Annotated in this window: 13 protein-coding genes and 1 tRNA gene; 6 read left to right on the top strand and 8 right to left on the bottom strand. The window is 65.2% G+C overall.

Translation table 11 applies throughout. The annotated features are described in order from the left end of the window. Window position 1: 1 nt before the first annotated feature. The 6 genes from AC1DFE_RS02895 to AC1DFE_RS02870 are packed head-to-tail and all read right to left on the bottom strand — an operon-like array spanning window position 2 to window position 7,823. Window positions 2-1,864: a protein kinase domain-containing protein gene (locus AC1DFE_RS02895; protein WP_476904412.1), complete on the bottom strand. Its 1,863-nt coding sequence runs from the start codon at window positions 1,862-1,864 to the stop codon at window positions 2-4. Next, entirely contained in the window at window positions 1,861-3,315 is a 1,455-nt protein-coding gene (locus AC1DFE_RS02890) for a peptidoglycan D,D-transpeptidase FtsI family protein (protein WP_476904411.1), read from the bottom strand. The genes AC1DFE_RS02895 and AC1DFE_RS02890 overlap by 4 nt, the downstream gene beginning before the upstream one ends. After that, window positions 3,312-4,760: an FtsW/RodA/SpoVE family cell cycle protein gene (locus tag AC1DFE_RS02885; protein WP_476904410.1), complete on the bottom strand. Its 1,449-nt coding sequence runs from the start codon at window positions 4,758-4,760 to the stop codon at window positions 3,312-3,314. Before AC1DFE_RS02885 ends, AC1DFE_RS02890 begins: the two co-directional genes overlap by 4 nt. Next, the gene (locus AC1DFE_RS02880; RefSeq protein ID WP_476904409.1) at window positions 4,757-6,601 is read right to left on the bottom strand and encodes a PP2C family protein-serine/threonine phosphatase; all 1,845 of its coding nucleotides are present in this window, start codon (window positions 6,599-6,601) and stop codon (window positions 4,757-4,759) included. The genes AC1DFE_RS02885 and AC1DFE_RS02880 overlap by 4 nt, the downstream gene beginning before the upstream one ends. Window positions 6,602-6,603: 2 nt before the next feature. After that, the gene (locus AC1DFE_RS02875; protein WP_190606328.1) at window positions 6,604-7,086 is read right to left on the bottom strand and encodes an FHA domain-containing protein FhaB/FipA; all 483 of its coding nucleotides are present in this window, start codon (window positions 7,084-7,086) and stop codon (window positions 6,604-6,606) included. Further along, a complete protein-coding gene (locus AC1DFE_RS02870) occupies window positions 7,083-7,823 on the bottom strand; it encodes an FhaA domain-containing protein (RefSeq protein WP_476904408.1) in 741 nt (246 codons plus the stop codon). The genes AC1DFE_RS02875 and AC1DFE_RS02870 overlap by 4 nt, the downstream gene beginning before the upstream one ends. A 392-nt stretch (window positions 7,824-8,215) precedes the next feature. Between AC1DFE_RS02870 and AC1DFE_RS02865 the strand changes: the two genes are divergently transcribed. Beyond that, window positions 8,216-8,298: transfer RNA gene (locus tag AC1DFE_RS02865), tRNA-Leu, on the top strand. A 183-nt stretch (window positions 8,299-8,481) separates the two neighbouring features. Here AC1DFE_RS02865 and AC1DFE_RS02860 read toward each other — a convergent pair. Beyond that, complete coding sequence (locus tag AC1DFE_RS02860; protein WP_476904407.1) at window positions 8,482-9,837, bottom strand: MFS transporter; 1,356 nt, start codon at window positions 9,835-9,837, stop codon at window positions 8,482-8,484. A 172-nt stretch (window positions 9,838-10,009) separates the two neighbouring features. Next, the gene (locus AC1DFE_RS02855) at window positions 10,010-10,957 is read right to left on the bottom strand and encodes a 2-hydroxyacid dehydrogenase (RefSeq protein WP_476904406.1); all 948 of its coding nucleotides are present in this window, start codon (window positions 10,955-10,957) and stop codon (window positions 10,010-10,012) included. Between the two features lie 310 nt (window positions 10,958-11,267). On the opposite strand from AC1DFE_RS02855, the gene AC1DFE_RS02850 reads away from it, so the two are divergent. The 5 genes from AC1DFE_RS02850 to AC1DFE_RS02830 are packed head-to-tail and all read left to right on the top strand — an operon-like array spanning window position 11,268 to window position 16,877. Further along, window positions 11,268-12,827, top strand: a complete 1,560-nt coding sequence (locus AC1DFE_RS02850; protein ID WP_476904405.1) for an ABC transporter substrate-binding protein — start codon at window positions 11,268-11,270, stop codon at window positions 12,825-12,827. A 28-nt stretch (window positions 12,828-12,855) separates the two neighbouring features. After that, entirely contained in the window at window positions 12,856-13,785 is a 930-nt protein-coding gene (locus AC1DFE_RS02845) for an ABC transporter permease (protein ID WP_476904404.1), read from the top strand. 8 nt (window positions 13,786-13,793) lie between these two features. Further along, window positions 13,794-14,804 carry an ABC transporter permease gene (locus tag AC1DFE_RS02840; protein WP_476904403.1) on the top strand — a complete coding sequence of 337 codons (1,011 nt, stop codon included), beginning with the start codon at window positions 13,794-13,796 and terminating at the stop codon, window positions 14,802-14,804. Continuing rightward, window positions 14,801-15,859 (top strand): ABC transporter ATP-binding protein, encoded by a 1,059-nt coding sequence (locus AC1DFE_RS02835; RefSeq protein WP_311764365.1) that lies wholly within the window; start codon window positions 14,801-14,803, stop codon window positions 15,857-15,859. Before AC1DFE_RS02840 ends, AC1DFE_RS02835 begins: the two co-directional genes overlap by 4 nt. Continuing rightward, window positions 15,852-16,877, top strand: a complete 1,026-nt coding sequence (locus tag AC1DFE_RS02830) for an ABC transporter ATP-binding protein (protein ID WP_190606343.1) — start codon at window positions 15,852-15,854, stop codon at window positions 16,875-16,877. Before AC1DFE_RS02835 ends, AC1DFE_RS02830 begins: the two co-directional genes overlap by 8 nt. Window positions 16,878-16,926: the final 49 nt, after the last annotated feature.

Below are 16,926 nucleotides of genomic sequence, written 5' to 3'. Positions count from 1 at the left end.
CTTATCGTCCGGTCGGCGAACTGCTTGGCGTTGGCGTGGAAGTGGGCGTGGGGATCAGCGCCTGGGACAGGTGGTAGGTCACGACCGATCCGGCGTCGACCTCCCGGCCGCTTTCGGGCTCCGAGCGGACAAACGTTCCGGCGTCCTGGTCCGGCTCGCCGGGCTCATCGGCTCCCTTTTGCCAGCGCAGACCGGCCTTCTCGATGGCTGACTGGACTTCGGACTCGCTGCTGCCCGTGCTGATGTCCGGGACGGCGATCTGCTTCGGCCCCTTGGAATACGTGACCTTGACGGTGTCGCCTGCCTGAAGCGGGCCGGACGGGTTGAGGTCCGTGACCGTTCCGGGCGTGGCCGGGTTGAAGACTTCCTCGCCGTTTACCTTGAGGCCGAGCGCGATCAGTTCGGTGCGGACCTCGTTGTACTGCTTGCCGAGGTATGCGTCCGGAATGACGTTGATGGCTGCGGGGGTGGACTGCGTGGGTGTCGGTGTAGGCGTCGGCGTCGGAGTTTGCGTCGTCGGCGTAGGCGTGGGAGTGGAACTGGTGCTCACGCTGCGGCTGGGTGTGCTCGACGTGCTGGCTGCCGGGCTCTGGCCCGGGAACAGGAAGCCCGCCTGGCTCAGGAGAATACCTGCGACGGCGAACAGCACCAGCAGGATCAGGGCGATCAGCGGCCACGTCCACGGGCTGCGCTTCCGGCGCTCGGGCTCATCGGCGGGGTCGCTGTCGTACGGCTCCGCGTACTGGACCTCGTCCTGGTCCCAGCTGCGCTCGGCGGCCAGGGCATCGGCACGGGACAGCGTGCTCCCCGCGCGGGTGGGGGCAGCATCCGAGGCGTTCCCGGCGGCAGCAGCAGCGGCTCCGCCGGCGGCAGCGCCTGCGGCCGCTGCACCCAGCACAGGCAGCGCCGAAGTTGCCGTCGTCGAGCTTTGCTCCGAACCGATCACGCCGGTGGGCGCCGTGGCGACGTTCACCGGGGCCGTCATGGCGCCGGTGGCCGCCTCGTACAGCAGCATCCCGGGGACGGCAGCGTGCGCCGCAGCGATGTCGCCGTTGCGGATCGCCTCTGCCGCCTCGGCCAGTTTGATGGCGTTGGCCGGGCGGTTTTTCGGGTCCTTGGCCAGCATGGACATCAGGAGGGCCCGGACCGGCCTGGGGAGCGACTCCGGCAGGGGCGGCGGGGCGTCGTTGACCTGGGCCAGTGCGATGGCAATCTGGGATTCGCCGGAGAACGGCCGGTGGCCGGTGAGGCACTCGTAGCCGATCACACCGAGGGAGTAGATGTCCGAAGCGCCGGTGGCGGTCTGGCCGGTGGCCTGTTCCGGGGCGAGGTACTGGGCCGTGCCCATGACCTGGCCGGTCTGCGTCAGCGGCACCTGGTCTGCGAGGCGCGCAATACCGAAGTCGGTGACCTTGACCCGTCCGTCGGGGGTGATCAGCAGGTTTCCGGGCTTGACGTCGCGGTGCACCAGGCCCTGGGCATGGGCCACGGAGAGGGCCCGCGCCGTCTGCGCCATGATGGACAGCGTCCGGTCCGGCGAGAGGACCTGTTCGTGTTCGATGATGCTGCTCAGCGGCTGGCCGGGGACCAGCTCCATTACCAGGTAGGCGGAGCCTTCCTCTTCGCCGTAGTCGAAGACGTTGGCGATGCCCACGTGGTTGAGGAGGGCGGTGTGGCGGGCTTCGGCGCGGAACCGCTGGAGGAAGCCGGGATCGCCCGTGTACTCCTCTTTGAGTACCTTGATGGCCACGATCCGGCCCAGGATGAGGTCCTTGGCCTTCCAGACTTCACCCATGCCGCCGATCGCAATACGCGTGGTCAACTGGAATCTGCCGCCGAGGGTGATTCCCGATGTAGGCCTCACTTATTCAACACCGCCTCAAAAATCTTCTTTGCGTTCGGACTGGTTAGCTGTGCTCCGGTAGTGATGTCTACGCCCTGCATGACGACGGTGACGGACACTTGCGGATCATTAGCCGGGGCAAACCCCGTAAACCAAGAATTGTTCAGGCCGTTCCCCAGCTCGGCCGTGCCGGTCTTGCCGGCCACCTGGACACCGGGAACGCCAGCGGCCGAGGCGATGCCCTCGCTGACCACGCTGGTCATCCATTGGGTGATCTGGCCGGCAATCTCCGGCGTCGTGGACGTCCGCAAAGCCACCGGCTTCGGTTCGTCAAGCACCCGGAGGTCGGGGGAACGGACGGCCTTGATGAGGTTCGGAGCCATCTGCACTCCGCCGTTGGCAATGGCCGAGGTCATCAGCGCGATCTGCAGCGGCGTTGCGCGGACGTCGCGCTGGCCGATGGCGGACTGGGCCAGGCCGGCCGCGTCGAGGTCCGAGGGGAAAATACTCTTGGCGTAGTCCAGCTTGAGCTGGTCGCCCAGCCCGGAGTTGAATCCGAACTTGCTGGCCTGCTGGGCAATCGCGTTTTCCCCGAGGTCGCGGGCAATACTGGCGAAGGGTGTGTTGCAGGACTGCTGCAGCGCGAACGCGAAGCTGGCCGTGTTACGGGTGTAGCAGTTGCCACCGGCGTAGTTGGGCAGCTGGTACTGGATGCCCGGAAAGCTCATTTGCGCCGGGTTGGGCAGCACGCTGTCTGCGTTGTACTTGCCGGAGTTCAGGGCTGCTGCCGTGTCCACCAGCTTGAAAACCGAGCCGGGTGCCAGCAGGGCGCCAGTGGGTCCGCTGACCGAGGGGTTCAGGTTGACGCCCGGGACCTTGATGGCCTGGTTGTACGCAGCCTGCTCCTTGGCAACGTCCTGGGTGGCGATGAGGTTGGGATCGTAGGACGGCTTGCTGACCATGGCCAGGATGTTGCCAGTCTTCGGATCCGTGACGACGATCGAGCCACGCTGGCCGTCCGGAATGAGGTCGTACGCCAGCTTCTGGATCTTCGGGTCAATGGTTAGCTCGACGGAGGCACCCTTGGGTTGGTTGCCTAGGAAGAGCTGCCCGATCCGGTCGAAGAACAGTTGGTCGGAACTTCCGGCCAGCTGGGAATCCATGGCACTTTCGAGGCCGGTGACGCCATAGCTCCGGGAAAAGTATCCCGTCAGCCCGGCATACAACTCGGGCTGGTTGTACTTCCGCTGGAACTTGCAGGATTCATTGCCCGGCACGGATTCGGCGATGGCGGAACCGCCCACGATGATCGCGCCGCGGTCGTTGCAGTAGTTCTGCAGGATGGCCCGCCGGTTCCACGGGTTGGCCTTGAGCTCGTCCGCGCCCACCACCTGGACGTAGCTGATCGCACCGAAAATCAGGGCGAACATGGCGATCGCGGCGATCCACGAATGTCGAATGGCCTGGTTCACAGGTGTTTCACCGCCTCGGTGGGAGTGTCTGGGAGGGTCTGGGTGGTGTTCCGGTCCTGCCGGCCGCCTGCTGCGGTCATCGGCTTCTGCGCCTCCGGAGTCCGGCCGGGCTGCATCGGTGTGGTGTCTACCGGGCCCCGGGCCGAGTGCGAGATCATCAGCAGCAGGCCCACGATGATCCAGTTGGCCAGCAGTGAGGACCCACCCGCGGCCAGGAACGGCGTGGTGAGGCCGGTCAGCGGGATCAGCCGCGTGACGCCTCCGATCACGACGAAGCACTGCAGCGCCACCGCGAAGGAGAGGCCGCAGGCGAGGAGTTTCCCGAAGGCGTCGCGGGTGCCGAGCGCCGCACGGAAACCGCGGGTGAAGAGCAGCAGGTACATCATCACGATGGCGAAGAGGCCAATCAGGCCCAGTTCCTCGCCGAAGGAGGCGATGATCATGTCACTGTTGGCGAACGGCACCAGGTTGGGGCGCCCCTGTCCGAGGCCGGTGCCCACGAGCCCGCCGCTGGCCATGCCGAACAGGCCCTCCACGATCTGGCCGCTGCCGCCGGGGGAACGCCCGAAGACTTCCTCGGTGAAGGCATTGAGCCAGCTGTCGATGCGCAGGGCAACGTGCTCAAACACCTTGGACGCCACGAAGCCGCCACCGAGGAGCAGGGCCACACCGATGACCACCCAGCTGATGCGGCTGGTAGCCACGTAGATCATTACGATGAACAGGCCAAAGAACAGTACGGATGAGCCGAGGTCGCGCTGGAAGATGAGCACGCCAATACTCACGAGCCAGGCTGTGATCATGGGTCCCATGTCCTTGAACCTCGGGAACTGCATGGGGCCGATCTTGCGTCCGGCCAGCATGATGAGGTCCCGGTTGGAGGAAAGATAACCGGCAAAGAATACGGCCAGGGTGATCTTGGCGACCTCACCCGGCTGGAACGTCATGGGACCGAGGCGGATCCAGACCCGGGCCCCGAGGATTTCACCGGCAGAGATGCCCGGCACCAGCGGCAGAATCAGGAGCAGGGCACTGGCGGCCAGGGAAATGTAGGTAAAGCGGCGCAGGACGCGGTGATCCTTAAGGAACCAGATCACGGCGATGGCCACGGCCATGGCGATGACGGTCCAGCGCAGCTGGTTGTTGCCGGTGTCCTCACCGGGCGCGTCGAGTCGGTGGATCATCGCCAGGCCCAGACCGTTGAGTGTGATCACCAGCGGAAGTATTACCGGGTCAGCATATTTCGCGCGGAGCCGCAGAACCACGTGGAACACGAGTGCCGCGACGGCGAACAGGCTGGACTGGAACCAGAAGTCCGTGTCCAGTGAGGTCTGTTCATCGATGCTGATCAGCGCGTTGGCTCCGATGCTCACGGAAAGGGCGAGCACAAGCAACAGCAGTTCCACGTTGCGCCGGGGTTTGGGCATGGTGTCGGCGTGGCTCATTGGCCCCCCTCACAGGTTGCGGTTGGGGTGGGCACTGCCGAGGCTCCGGCTGTTGCGGTCGGCGATGCCGTGGGTTTGGGGGTCGAGGTCGCCTTTGGCGATGCCGTGGTTGTCGGTTTCGGCGTCGCGGTTGCCTTGGCCGTTCCCGTGGCTGTCGCCGTTGCCTTCGCCGAGGCCGAAGCCGAAGGCGTGGGGGTCGGCGACGGGGTCAGGCATTCGTCCGACGGCGCCGTGCTGCCGGTACGCTCCAGGTTCTTGACGATCCGCTGGGCGTCGTAGAGGTCGCGGGCGGGGACCGTCTGACGGACCCGCTGCTGGGAGAACTGGGGGAGCGAATCCATTCGGATGTCCGTGACAGCTTCCAGGGTGGAGAGCTGAATGGGCCCGAGCCGCTGGGAGACGCCGTTGTAAATGGCCACCCGCTGGTCGAACTCACCGATGTAGTAGCGGGTCTGGGTCCATGCATACCCCAGCCACAGGCCGACGGCGAGGATCACGAGTGCCGCGCCTGCGATTCCCAGGGTGAGCCAGCGGCGCGGACGCCTGGCGGGCGGGAATTCCTCTGCCTCCTCGCGGGCCTGGTCCGATTTGTGGGTCAGGACCGTGGCTGCGCGGCGCGCGACAGTCCGGCCGGCAATGGTGGGGATGGAACCGGTTTCGGCCGCAGCAACAGCTGCGCCGACGAGGATGTGCGGCCGGGAGGACAGCTCCTCGCGAAGCACTTCGGCGGACAGATGTTCACCCAGGTGGGGATCGGTGCTGGTTGCCGGTTCGCTCGACGGCGGGTTGCCGGTGCCATCTCCTGCCCCGTCAGGCTCGGATACTGCCGCCGCGGGTGATGCGGCGGGTGGGATGGGTGGAAGCGCGGAGCCTGGCTTTTCGTCAGCCGGGCCGGAATCAACCGGCACCGCATCCGGGATATCTGAGGTCTGCTTCCCGACTGCCCCGGCGGCCGGTTCGGCAACAGAGGCAGCAGAAGCTTCAGCCGGGGCAGCAGCCTTGGTGCCGGTTATGGCCTCCGGCTGCCCGGCGTCAGGAACGATGTCGACGGCGGCCGTGCTCACGTCGTCGGGCGTTTCCTCCACGATTTCCACCATGACCACGGTGACGTTGTCCGGTGCGCCTGCCTCCAGGGTGAGATCGACGAGCGTCTCGACGCATTCGCGGAGATCCGGCGTTTCCCGCACGGTGCGTTCCACGACGTGGCCGGCAACGTAGTTCAGGCCGTCCGAGCAGAGCAGCCAGCGCTCCCCGGGCTGTACTTCGATGGTGGCGAGGTCCAGTTCGGGGCTCGCGTCCACATCGCCGAGGACGCGCATCAGGACGTTCTTGTGCGGATGGGTTTCGGCCTCTTCGGGGCGTAGTCTGCCCTCGTCGATAAGGCGCTGAACGAATGTGTGGTCCACGCTGATCTGTTCGAATTCGCCGTCTCGCAGCCGGTAGGCACGGGAGTCGCCAATGTGGGCGAAATGAAGCTTGCCCTCGGCCAGCAGCAGGGCGGTCACGGTGGTGCCCATGCCCGCGAGCTTGGGATTGATGTGGACGAGTTCCGAGAGCAGCGAGTTGGCGGTCTGGATTTCGTCGGCGAGCACGGTGCCGGCGTCGTCGTCGTAATCATCGGTGTCCAGATGGATCATGTCCAGAACGGTGGCGGCGGAAGCAACGTCGCCGCCGGCGTGGCCTCCCATGCCGTCCGCCACGACGGCGAGGTGCCGGCCCACGTAAGCGGAGTCGTCGTTCTTGGCGCGGATGCGGCCGACGTCAGATCGCGCTGCATAGCGCAGGATCAGGGGCCGGGGCGAGGCTGGCACCTCGCCTGCGGGCATGTCCGGAGCGGCCATGGCTACGGCCTCAATTCAATGACCGTCTTGCCGATTCTCACGGGTACACCAAGGTCCACGGGCAGGGCCCTGGTGAGCTGCTGTTCGGCCAGATAGGTGCCGTTGGTGGAGCCGAGGTCCTCGATGAACCACCGGCTTCCCTGTGGAAAGAGCCGGGCGTGCCTGCCGGAAGCGTAGTCGTCCTCAAGAACCAGTGTGGCCTCCTGCGCGCGCCCCAGCAGGATGGGGCTGGCAGCCAATGGGACCGTGCGGCCCTTGAGTGGGCCTTCGGTCACCACCAGCTGGCGGGCATGCTGCTTGGCGGGAGCGGGCGCCGGCTCTGCCAGTTCGGGGTTCTTCCGCACCTGCCTGGCCGTGGGGGCGCCAGTGGCGGCCTTGCGGCCGATCATGAGGTCGCGGCGCATGGCTGAGACGATGCTGAAGATGAGTACCCAGAGAAGAAGCAGGAATCCAAAGCGCAGGGCGGTTATGGTCAGTTCGCTCATGGGCGGCCGCCGGTGTTGGCGGGCAGGAGGCGGAAGATAATTTTGGTCCGTCCCATCGTGATGGTGGAGCCGTCGGTGAGTTCGATGCTGCCGGCCACTTTGTGTCCGTTGACGTAGCTGCCGTTGGTGGAGCCCAGATCGACGGCGGTGGTGGTGCCGCTGTGGGTCTGGATTTCCAGATGCCGGCGGGAGACTCCGGTGTCGTCCACCAGGATGTCAGCCTCTGATGAACGGCCCAGGACGACTGAGGGCGCATTGAGTGAATACCGCTGGCCGTCGATGTCCAGGACGGGCTGCAGCCGGACTGGCTGGCGGTTTGGCGCTGCCGGGACGTTTGCCCGCGGGGCGGCCGGCGCTGAACCGGAGGACTTTTCGGTTTTTGACGTGATCTCGAAGTCGCCGGCCCGGTGGGATTCGTCCCGGCGGAACGAGATGCGGACCGGGCCCTGCAGCGTGTATCCCTGGCTGCGGACGTGGTTAATAACGACGTCGCAGAGTTCCTCGGCCAGTGGGGTTCCCCATTCCTGGGCGCGCTGAAAATCCTCGTCACTCAGGAGCACATCGAAGACGTTGGGCACCAAGGTGCGTCCGGCAGCGATGGTGATGGCCTTATGGTCCACTTCCCGGCGCAGGCGGCTCGCGATTTCCACGGGCTCAACCTGGGCTTTGGAGCCGGTGGAGAAGACGCCGCGGACCGCCTTTTCAATGCCGCGTTCGACTTTGTCCAGCAAACCCATGGTCCTCTCCTTTCCTTGCTGCTGAGGGACAGTACGTCCCGAGGAACTCATTCTGGCAATGCAGTCACAACAAAACACCGTGCCCGCCGGAAGCGGGCCCTTATGTATCCGATACTACTTGCCACGTCTGGGAATGACCTTAATCCACAACGCGCCGGGTACCCGATTCGTTCACTTCTCCCCGGTGGTTGTGGGCGCGATCACAGGCTGGAATCTGCGCACACGGACGCCTTGATGGCCTCGCAACGGCCGACTGTGCCGGCGCAGATCGTGGCTGCAGGGCGGCCGAAAGCCCCGATTAGGAATTTGCGGTGAGTGTCCGTTATGCTTGATCTCGCTGCTTTTACGAGGTTGCAAGCCGGATTCCGGCTGGGCCAAGTGGAAGAAGTTGCGCGCGAGTGGCGGAACGGCAGACGCGCTGGCTTCAGGTGCCAGTGTCCGAAAGGGCGTGGGGGTTCAAATCCCCCCTCGCGCACGCATCAGAACCCCGGGAAATCGATGATTTCCCGGGGTTCTTTCTTGTTTGAGGGACTGTGTAGCCCTGAGCCCGCTACCCCAAAACGCCGCTGGGCGGGTGCCGGAATCCCGACACCCGCCCAAAGCTTCATTCGAACGGCCCCGTCCCACCAATGCGGGACGATCAATGAGTATTGCTGCACTACTTCGCCGTAGACGGCTCCAGCGGTGTTGCGACGGCGGCCGGTGCCTTCTCGGCGACCTCGGAGACGGGCTTCCGCTCCTTGAGGAAGTACACCAGGATGGCTGCCAGCGTTGACGCCGCGGCCAGGGCGAAGAGGCCGGGAACCACGCTGCCGGTCTGCTCCTTGATGATGCCGAATCCGAACGGTGCCACGAAACCGCCGAGGTTGCCCAGCGAGTTGATGATGGCAATTGCGGGGGCCAGGACCAGCGGGTGCAGAGCGGACTGGGGGATGGTCCAGAACAGCGGCGACGCGCTCTTGAAGCCCATGGCCGCGACGGCGAGGAACACCAAGGCAAGGACCGGGGAAGCAACGGCTGCGGCGAGGGTGCCGACGGCGGCCACAAGGAGTGCGGCGACCAGCAGCGGGCGCTTGGACTTTGCCTTGTCCTGCCACTTGGCGGCGAAGTACATGGCGAAGACGGCACACACCCACGGGATAGAGGAGAGGAAGCCGACGCTGAGGTCCGTGGTGCCGGGAATCTGCTTGACGATGGTCGGCAGCCAGAACGTGTTCGCGTAGATAGAGAGCTGCACCGAGAAGTAGATGCCGCACAGCAGGAGAATCTGAGGGTTCAGGAGCATCTTCCAGCGGTTGACCTTGCCGCCGTCGGCCTCGGCGTGCTGGGTGTCCTCGTGGGCGATCTCTGCGTTCAGAGCCGACTTTTCGCCGGCCGTTAGCCACTTGGCATCCTGGACCTTGGCGTCGAGGAAGAAGAATACGATGATGCCGACGGCGACGGAGAGCACGCCTTCAAAGCCGAACAGCAACTGCCAGCCGCGCAGGCCCAGGACGTCGTGCAGGCTCAGGAGCAGGCCTGCGATGGGGCCCGACAGGGCGGCTGCCACCGACGATCCGGCGATGAAGACGGCAGTCGCCTTGCCCCGCTGGCCAGCGGGGACCCAGCGGGCGAAGTAGAAGATGACGGCCGGGAAGAAGCCGGCTTCGGCAGCGCCAAGCAGGAACCGCAAGACGTAGAACATCATCTCGTTCTGCACAAAAGTCATCAGGAAGGACACGATGCCCCAGCTGACCATGATCCGGGTCAGCCAGATCTTGGCGCCGTACTTTTCCATCATTACGTTGCTGGGAAGCTCGAAAATGGCATAGGCGATGAAGAACAGCCCGGCGCCGAAGCCGTAGGCTGCGGCGCCGATGCCGACGTCAGCCTGCAGATGGTCCTGGGCGTAGCCGATGTTGGACCTGTTCAACTGGTTGCACACGAGCATGACCAGCATGATGGGCAGCACGCGCCGGAAAAACTTCTTCATGGCCGAAGCCAGATCCGTGACAGCGGTGTCTACAGACTGCATGGGGGAATCCTCTTTGATAGATCAGCAAGATCACGCTGCGGGGGTTACGTGGGCAGCCCGTTGTGGTCCTCGCCACAGCACGCGTTAACTGTAAACAGTCGGTTTCATGCCCGTCCAACACACATATTGCATGGCGTGATACCCGCAGGAACTACTGCGGCATCCTCGCTGATCACAGCACCGCCGTCAGGACGCTGCCGGTGCTGATGTATGAACGCAGGTTCGCGAGGGTCAGTTCGGCCATATCGGCCCGAGTCTCGTGGGTGCCGCTCCCCAGGTGGGGTAGGAGGACGACGTTGTCGAGGCTGAGGAGGTCCTCTGGAACCTTCGGCTCGTCCGCGAAAACATCCAGCCCTGCGCCAGCCAGCCGGCCGGCCAGAAGGGCAGCCACGAGGGCTTCCTCATCCACGACGGAGCCCCTGGCGATGTTGATCAAGTAGCCCTCGGGTCCCAGTGCGTGGATGACGTCGGCGCCCACCAGCTTGGCTGAGCCTGGACCTCCCGCGGCAGCCACGATCAGCACATCGCAGCCGGCGGCCAGCTCAACGGGGGAAGCCGCATACGGGTATGCGACGTCGTCCAACGGATTGCGGCTGTGGTAGCTGATGTCGCAGTCGAAGCCTTCCAGCCGGCGTGCGATGACCCGTCCGATTCGGCCCAGGCCCAGGATCCCCACTTTCCTGCCGCTGGCCTTGGTGGCCAGCGGGAAGTTGCCCTTCGCGAGCCAGTCGCCGCGGCGGACGTAGCGGTCAGCCGTGCTGACTTTGCGCAGCACGTCCAGATAAAGGGCGACGGCGATATCCGCCACGCAGTCATTGAGGACATCTGGCGTGTTGCTGACGGTGATGCCACGTTCGGCAGCCTGGGCAACGTCAGTGGTGTCATAGCCGACGCCGAAATTGATGACGGCGCGCAGGTTGGGCAGAGCGCTCATCAGGTCCGCCCCGGCGCCGAACTTCCCGGACGTCACGACGACTTCGAAGGCCCGGCCGTGCACCCGCAGGAACTCCTCCTGCCCGGCGGGGTCATCGGGGAACCGGACGGCTCCATATTCTTCCGTGATTGATTCTTGGACGGTTGGCATGAGGGGTCCGACCTGCAGGACGGCGATGCTCTTCATATCTGCACCCTAAGGATTTCGATTCATACAGGTCCAACATGTAAATGGCATGGATCGATGCCCGGAGTGAATTGATACGCCCTCGCCTGCGGAATCACGCGGATTTCCGGATCACGAGGTGGCCGTCACAGGGCCCTAGTGCGGCCTTGGCCGTCCTGCACGCGCCGCTGATGCCCGGCCAAATCCTTGTGGACCCCCTGGACCTCAATTAGCTTGAGTCCAGCGCGGCCCCAAGCACCTGATCCCCATGGGCAGTTCCACCAGCGCAGGACCAGCCGCTGCCGCAATCACCCGATCCGGAGGAAATACAATGACGTCTTCTTCAAAGCTTCCTTTTGCCGCAGCCATGCTCAAGTGGCCGGCACTCGCCTCCGTCGCAGTGCTGGGCCTGAGCGGCTGCTCAGTGGCCAACTCCGACGCAGCCGCCCCCTCCTCGAACACGGTGCGCGTGGTCCTCGGACAGGAACCGCCCACCCTGGAAGCCTGTGAGTCGAACCTGACCTCCACCGGCGTTGTGGTGCGCTCGAACGTCACCGAGCCACTGATTGAAAGGAACCCCAAGACGGGCGAACTCGAACCGAAGCTCGCCACCGAATGGAAAGCCACGAGCCCTACCGAGTGGACGCTGAAGCTGCGTGAAGGCGTGAAGTTCCAGGACGGCACGCCGTTCAACGCCGAAGCTGCCGCCTTCACCATCAACAGGGCAGTCAACTCCAAGCTCGGCTGCAACGTGGAGGGCTACGTGTTCGGCGATGCCGACCTCAAAGTGAAGGCCGTGGACGCCACCACGCTGACCGTCTCCACTCCCGCACCCGATCCCATCCTGCCGCTGCGCCTTTCTTTCCTCGAGGTGGTTCCGACGTCGACCAGCACCACCGAGAAGGTCCGCGAACCGATCGGCACGGGCCCCTACAAGATCGAGCAGTGGGACGCAGGGCAGAAGATCACGCTCTCCACCTGGGACGGCTACTGGGGCGACAAACCCGCCTACGCCAAGGCCGAATACCAGTGGCGCTCCGAAAGCTCCGTGCGGGCCGCCATGATCACCAGCGGCGAGGCCGACATTGCCATGGGCCTCAGCCCGGACGACAACATCGGTGATCTTGGCGTCGACTACCCCAACAACGAAACAGTTGCCCTGCGCCTTGACGGAAATGTCGCCCCGCTCAATGACATCCGTGTCCGCCAGGCCATCAACTACGCCATCGACAAAGAGGGAATCGTGAACTCCCTCTACCAAGGCAAGCACAAGGTGGCTGCGCAGCTGGTTCCCGAGGGCATCGTGGGCCACAACTCCGCGCTGAAAGGCTGGCCATTCGACCTGGTCAAGGCCAAGTCCCTCGTTGCCGAGGCCAAGGCCGACGGCGTGGACACTTCCAAGCAGATCTCGCTGGTGGTCCGCAGCGCCCAGTTCCCCAAGATCACTGAACTCGGCCAGGTCCTGCAGGAGCAGCTCAGCCAGGCCGGCCTCAACGTCAAGCTCAAGATGCTCGAGACCAGCCAGCACCTGACCTACCAGGTCCGTCCCTTCGCCAAGGGCGAAGGCGCAGTGGCGCTGATGACCCAGCACGGCAACCAGGCCGGCGACGCAGCCTTCACCGTGGACCAGTACATGCTGTCCACCGGCGCCCAGAGCTACTTCGGTACCCCCGAGTTTGACGCCATGATCAAGAAGGCCGATGCGGCGTCCGGCAGCGAGCGGAAGAAGGACTTCGAGGAGATCTTCGCCTACCAGAACGACAAGATTGTGCAGTTCGCAAACATCTCGCACCAGACCGGCATCATCGGCAAGGCCAAGTCCGTGAACTACACGCCCAACTCGTCCAGCGGCGATGAGCTGCGTGTTTCGGAAATGACGCCGGCAAGCTAGCCCGGACGTCCGGGAGAGAAGGACAGCCATGCTGATCTACTTGAGAAAGCGGATTGTCTCCAGCGCGCTGCCGCTGGTGGTGGTGATCGTCGGGGTGTTCGCCCTGGCCAGGATGACGGGAAATCCCGCCAGCCTTTACCTGCCCCTGAACGCAACCCAACAGATGCGCGACGACTTCAGCGCGCGCAACGGCCTGGACCAGCCGCTGCTGGTACAGATGGCCGAGTACTTCGGTGGGGTGTTCCGCCTCGATTTCGGGCACTCATTGCGCACCGGGCAGGACGCCGCCGCCATGGCACTTCGCGCCTTCCCCGCCACCCTGCAGCTGGCCACCACCACCATGGTGCTGGCCGTGCTGCTGGCACTCGTGGTGGGGTGCTGGGCCGCGTTGAAGCCAAACGGCATCGCGGACCGGATCTCAAGTTTTGTCTCCATGGCTGCGGCTTCGATCCCGGACTTCTGGCTGGCCATCGTGGGTATCTGGGTGTTCGCCATCACCCTGGGCTGGCTGCCGACATCGGGTGTGTCGGGAGCCGGCTCCTGGGTGCTGCCCATCGCCACCCTGCTCCTGCGGCCATTCGGTGTGCTGGTCCAGATCGTCCGCGGCTCCATGGTGTCCGCGCTCTCGGAGCCCTACATCAAGCTGGCCCGCAGCCGCGGGGCCGGTGAGCTCCGGGTGGTCACTCACCACGCGCTGCGCAACGCGGCGGCCCCGGCGCTGACCGTGGCCGGCGACCTGACCGTGGGACTGGTCAACGGCGCCGTCGTGGTGGAGACCATCTTCGGCTGGCCTGGCATTGGAAAGCTCATGATCGATTCGATCCTGCAGCGCGACTTTGCCGTCCTGCAGGCAGCCGTCCTGCTCACCGCCGTCGCAATCTTCGCCCTGAATATCCTCATCGACATGGGCTATGCGCTACTGGACGCGCGCGTCCGTCCCATCACGGTAAAGGCTTAGGAGTAGCCATGCAGAGTTCATTGACTGAGGGGGCGGCCGCGGAGCAGCTGCCGGCGGATACCCAGCAACCAGAGGGCAGCAACAAAGCCGGCAAGGAAAGCAAGCAGGACGGGAAGCTGAACCTGTTCCGGCTCCTGCTCAAGGACCGCTTCGCCACCGTCTCGGCGGTGATCCTCGTGTTCGTTGGCCTGACTGCGATCCTGGGCCCCGCCCTGATGGGCGACCTGGCCACCAGACAGAACCTGTTGTTCGCCAACAAGGCACCGTTCACGTTTGCGCACGGCTGGGAGTACTTCCTCGGCAGCGATTCGCTCGGCCGGAGCATGCTGGCCCGGCTGGTGGTGGCCAGCCGCACCACCCTGTCGGTCGCCGTGCCCGCCGTGGCGGTCGCCCTGGTCATCGGTTCCCTGTGGGGTGTCTGGGCCGGCTACCACCGCGGCTGGCGGGAGAACGTCTCCATGCGCATCGCGGATGTCATCATGAGCTTCCCCTCCCTGCTGCTCGCCGTCGTCGTGCTTTATGTTTTCAGCCCCAGCGCCGCGAACATCGTGCTGATCCTGGCCCTCACCCGCCTTCCTATATATCTGCGCACCGCCCGCGCTGAATCGGCGGAGCTCCAGAGCCGGACGTTTGTGGATGCTGCCCGGACGTTCGGGGCCAAGCCCAGCGCCATCATCGTCCGGCACGTCATCCCGGTGGTACTGCCGACCCTGCTCACGCTGGCCACCCTCGAGTTCTGCTACGTGATGCTCGCCGAATCCTCGCTGAGCTTCCTTGGCATCGGAATCCAGCCGCCGGACGTCAGTTGGGGCCTCATGGTCTCCCAGGGCCGGCAGTACCTGCAGACCGCATGGTGGCTGTCCATCTTCCCCGGCGCCGCCATCGTGGTCACCACCATAGCCGCCAACGTCCTCGCCGCCTGGCTCCGAATCGCCACCGACCCGGCCCAGCGCTGGCGCCTGGCCCTTCCCCGCAAGCGGCTGATCGCCCGCATTCCAGTGAAGGAGACCCAGCCGTGAAAACAGCTGCCGAACAAGCGTCCAGCAAGTGCCCCGTCACCGCCGGCACGCCCGCCGTGCAGGCAAAAGCCCGCGACGTCGTCCTGCAGGTCCGCGACCTCGCCGTGGACATACGCACCCACCGCGGCACCGTCCGCGCCGTGAACAGCGTGCGATTCGAGGCCCGCGCCGGAGAAACCCTGGCCCTGCTCGGGGAATCCGGCTGCGGTAAATCCATGACAGCCAAGGCACTGGCCGGCATCATGGACCCTGTCTGCGACCTGGCCGACGGCCAGATCCTCCTCAACGGCACCGACCTCGCCGCCCTCAGCCCCAAGGAACGGCTCAAGTTCGCCGGCCCCGGCCTGGGCATCGTCTTCCAGGACGCCCTGACCGCATTGAACCCCGTATATACAGTAGGAACCCAGCTGGGCGAGGCCTTCCGCATCCACCGCGGCCTGAATGCAAAGCAGGCACGGCTTGAGGCGATCGACCTCATGAAGCGGGTGGGCATCCCCGAACCCGAATCACGGGTCAACTCCTACCCCCACCAGTTCTCCGGCGGCATGCGCCAGCGCATTCTCATCGCGATGGCCGTGGCCCTCAATCCGCGCTTGCTGATCGCCGATGAACCCACCACCGCGCTGGACGTCACCGTCCAGGCCCAGATCATGCAACTTCTCCGGACGCTGCGCGAAGAGGGCCAGATGGCCGTCATTCTCATCACCCACGACCTGGCGGTGGTCGCGGAGGAAGCGGACTCCGTGGCAGTGATGTATGCCGGCAACGTGGTGGAAAGCGGACCGGTGTCCGAGGTTTTCGCCGACCCCCGGCATCCCTATACAAAAGGGCTGCTCGAATCAGTGCCCGTCCACCTGGAGCGCGGCGCCCAGCTGAAATCCATCCCCGGCAGCCCGCCCGAGCTCCACCACATCCCGGCGGGCTGCGTCTACCAGTCGCGCTGCCCGCTGGTCCAGGACATCTGCCGGGCCGAGCGGCCCGCCCTGCGGGCAGTTGATAACTCACCCACACGCACCGCCGCCTGCCACTTCAGCGAGGAGATCACCAATGCCTGAGCCGCTTCTGGCCATTGACGGCCTGACCAAGACTTTCCACGTTGCCAAGAGCGCCAGCGGCAACACCCGGCTCAAGGCCCTGGACGGTATCCGCCTGACAGTGGGCCGCGGGGAAACGCTCGGCCTTGTCGGCGAGTCCGGCTGCGGCAAGTCCACCCTGGCGCGGACCCTGATGATGCTGGAAACGCCCGACGAAGGAACCGTGACGTTTGAAGGTACCAACCCGTTTGGTCTCCGCGGCAAGGAACTGCTGAACTGGCGGCGGCGGGTGCAGATGGTCTTCCAGGACCCCTTTGCCTCGCTGAACGCCCGCATGAACGCCGCCGACATCATCGCCGAACCATGGGCCACCCACCGCAGCCTGTATCCGACGTCGAGGGCACGCGACGCCCGGGTCCGCGAACTGCTGCACATGGTGGGGCTGCGTCCCTCCGATGCCCGCAAGTCGCCCCAGGAGTTCTCCGGCGGCCAGCGCCAGCGCATTGGCATCGCCCGGGCGTTGGCGCTCAACCCGGACGTCATCATCCTCGACGAGCCAGTGTCCGCCCTTGACCTTTCCGTCCAGGCGCAAGTCCTGAACCTGCTCAATGAGCTCCAGAAGGAACTTGGCGTTTCCTACATCTTCATCTCGCACGACCTGACGGTGGTCCGGCATGTGGCGGACCGGGTGGCCGTGATGTACCTCGGGCGCATCATCGAATCCGGCGCCACAGAGGAGGTCTTTGACCACCCCAAACATCCCTACACCGCGGCCCTGATGTCGGCGTCCCCCAAGCTGGACGTCAGCGGAACGCCGCGGGACAGGATCGTTCTCCGCGGCGAGCTGCCCTCGCCGCTGGATCCGCCGTCGGGCTGCCGCTTCCGGACCAGGTGCTGGAAGGCGCAGGACATCTGTGCCGAAGTACCGCCGGAACCGCAGGTTCTGGCGGCCCCCGACGGCACCCGGCACGTCGCGGAGTGCCACTTCCCGCTCGATTCCATCAAGGGGCTCACCGGCGCCGCGGCCACCGCCTTGTGACGGGTGCAGAGTACGCCGTCATCGCCGGGGAAGTTTCGGTATAAGCGTG

The organism is Arthrobacter sp. 05T423, assembly GCF_056396245.1.
This window is presented reverse-complemented; position numbering and strand designations above follow the sequence as displayed.